Genomic DNA, 3,383 nt, shown 5'->3' with positions numbered 1-3,383 from the left:
TCACGGTCCTGGCGCCTCCCGCAAGGCCGGGAGGGGCGTCGGAAGACGGTTATATCGTCTTGCCGTTGCCCTTGTTCAACATGCCCGAAACGATCCGGATGTTCCGTGCCGATGGCCAATAGAGGCTGACCGCTAATTCTGATTAGTTGGAGAAAGATCATGTCGAACTCACTGGAAAGTTTGTTGGATCGTATGCAGGGAGGCTCCATCACCAACGAGTGGGGCGCGATCGTCGCCTTCGGCCGAGAGCAGCTCAATCGCCTGCTGGAAGTGCAATATTTGACGTGGCTGCATGATGGGCGTTTTATCCCGCCAATCAATGGGGTGGCGTACATCGATGATCGAACGGAATCGATGACGTTGGACGGTGTGCTACTGGGTAAGCCAGTGCTGTCATTCGAATCGGCATCGCTGAACGAATCCAAGGTTACGCTGACCATGAACCTGGTGGGTGGAACCTATACGGCCAAGAGTCACCCTGTAGGCGGCGGAGCGGTCCGCTTGCTGTCCAGCTTCCGTATTACCGAAGCGATGGGCTACAAGATTCAGATGAAACTCAGCCTGAACCAGATTGAAGGGGAAGTGGATCAGCGGGGCCGGGTGACGTTGGATGTGGCCAGCGACGTGTCGATGACATGCAACCTGGGAGGAATGCTCGGGGTCGACAAGCATGTGGCGGCCTTGATTCAAAGCCGCTTAGCTGTGCTGCCCCAGGACCAGCGTATTTTTGAACTGGGGTTGTTCGATTTCAGTGGTTATAACCCTTTGAGTCCAACGGCGTTTTACATTCGGACGCAAAGAGCCCCAGCGTCCGATGACCCAGCTGATGGTGCCGTACTGCTGTTCATCCGTCTGAAAATCAATGATAAAAACGGCGACGGGATTCCCATTGAGGGCAGTGGCTTCCCCTATCTGATTCCGGACGACAAGGTAGGGGGGCGCCCCCTTTATTCCGCCTCACTGGTGTTGAACAGCGAATGGACGGAGTTGCTCGATGAAGTGCAACTCGATGTGTTGAAGAATCTGCTTTTCCCTGGCGATAACATCTTCATTGAAAGTGTGGATGGGCGGCATACACCCCATGATCTACTGGTGTTGGGCAATATTGGACCGACCTCCGAAACGGTAACGGTCGAGCCGACATTCATCAGTCTGAAAAGTGGTGGCCTGCCGCAGACATTTGTTGCGCGAAAAAGTGACGGATCGAGCGTTAACGCCCAATGGACTGCCAGTAATCCCCTGAATCCGTTTTCGGTGGGCACCATTACGCCTGTGGGTGGGGTTTATACGGCGCCAGACAAGACACGAATGGGCAAGGAGCAGCAGCCCATTGTGGTCACTGCGCAATACACGATAGACGGGAAATCCCGGCAAAGTTCAGCGCTGGTGCTCGGCGTTTTCGAAAGCATGAGCATTTCACCGCGGGTTTGCCTGCGTGGCGTTGGCAGTAATCCAATGCCTGTCGAGTTAACCGTGACGACCCTGGGAAATGGGATTTTGCGCTGGCCCACGCTTTTGCCGAGTGAAGGGACACTCGAGGTCGTTGATAACAACCACGCGATTTATACGCCGCCCGTTACTCAGACTGACCCATTGGCCATACAGAGAATCGTCGTGACCGATCAGCAGAGTAGCGAGACGATTGAAGCGACCGTTGTGCTGCTGAAGGCCTCGCACCTGCTGCCGGTCGATCCGCCTTATGTCGCGGCGGTCACGGCTGGCGAGCCGATCCAGCTGTACGCCGATCTGGAACCCGATGATGAGGTCCGGTGGGTGGTTATCGGTGAGGGGGACGTGGATGAAAATGGCGTATTCACACCGCCGACCCAACCCACGTCCCGAGTGAGTGTAGTGAGATGTTCCTATCTGGTGAACGGAACGGTCAGGGCAAGCGGTCTTAGCGTTATCCAGCTCTCCGAGCAAATACAACAGGAACCGCATTGGTTAACGCCACTCAAGGAATTTTCAATCGCTGTCAATAACGGTCTGGACAGCTGTTTCAGCAATGGCTTTCAGCAAATCCCCGTCATTGTCACTATCGCAACCAATTCAGTTACAGTGGGTGGGGTGGAGCAATACATTCCGGTGAGTGATGCCGAATTGGCTACGCTTCGGCTGGTCGATAAAGTATCCGGCGTTCCGGTCCCCTTCATACCGGTAGGCCAGGAAGGCATTGAATATGGCAAGGACATTCCATGGGCTGTCAGTAAAATAAGAAATCGCTTCAGGTTTTATTCGGCCACCGCAGCGCGAACCTATCCGCTGGCGCCACCGGCGCCTAAAAATAATGGTGTGCGTTATCGTGAACTCTATATCCATCTTTCACACGGGGGGAGCGCGACCTTTTATGCGCAATTCGATTCGCCTTACGGCGTTCTTAGCTCGACGGATGAAAAGTCTGAAAATTATGAAGTTACGGTACAGGGTATCCCACCGTCGGTTCCGCCAATATCTCACTATGAGTTCAAGCGTGAGCGCAGGGATGCCGATCCCACAGGGCATGATGAACCGCCCAGTCAAGCGAATCCGGAGTGGGATTATTTCAGCTATTATCGCTCGTCCCTTGATTACTGGTTTTTAAGCTATTTGCGGCGGGGCATAGATCCGGTCCTCTTTACCACCTTGTCCATCGAAAAAAACATCTCGACCATACAGTGGGAAAGCGAATTGGTTGATGAGACGTTCTTCAGCTACACCGGTTATGCCTTCAAACCTACTAATTTTGAGAATAGCGATAGTCCAGATCCCGAAGGATTGTCTTTTGATCCTTACTTGTGGGGACTGATGCGGTTTTATCAAAAGCAGTTAAAAACCTCGTTTGATAAGGGCGGGCCGGCGGCCGGTGAGTTGCTGATCAGTTTGCATCGAACGGACGATATGCAATATTGGTATGATGGCCGGGCGAACGGAGACACTCGTAAGTTTTACCGCCAGCAACTGGATCCTGATATTAATATTGTATTGCTTGACGAAGATGGAAATCGGCATTCGCTGGCAATAGGGTTCGAATCACCGTCGAAAGAAGACAGTCGTAATACATTGGTCGTCAGGCGAAGATGACAAGTGGGCGATGTTGTGCCTGTCCTGTCAAGGCAGTATGGGCATTCAATATGGCTTCACCACGCCCCAGGTTTTTCCTTGTTGTTATAAGTATTTGGAAATGACCGACAAGTGTATCTTATGAGGAAGACAGAACATGACCACTTCCAGCGTCGTGCACTCCCAAGCGTTCAGTTTCATGAGTTATCTGCAAGGCGGCGTCGACCCCCGCACCGGCCAATACACCGTGTCCATCGATTTGCCCGAGGTGCAGAGCAACTGGCTGTGCGGCCCGGCGTTCCCTTTGAACCTGACCTTCAATCCGATCAATACCGTGGACTCCG

General features: G+C 53.1%; 2 protein-coding genes. Both read left to right on the top strand.

The features are described 5' to 3' along the window. The first annotated feature begins 159 nt into the window (after positions 1-159). On the top strand, positions 160-3,060 hold the full coding sequence (locus tag Q6A48_RS25810) for a hypothetical protein (protein WP_304557301.1): 2,901 nt from the start codon (positions 160-162) through the stop codon (positions 3,058-3,060). A gap of 136 nt (positions 3,061-3,196) precedes the next feature. Next, a partial coding sequence (locus Q6A48_RS25805; protein ID WP_304557300.1) for a hypothetical protein occupies positions 3,197-3,383 on the top strand: 187 nt, incomplete at its 3' end.

This window comes from Pseudomonas citrullilanati (assembly GCF_030580855.1).
GTDB lineage: Bacteria > Pseudomonadota > Gammaproteobacteria > Pseudomonadales > Pseudomonadaceae > Aquipseudomonas > Aquipseudomonas citrulli.
This window is presented reverse-complemented; position numbering and strand designations above follow the sequence as displayed.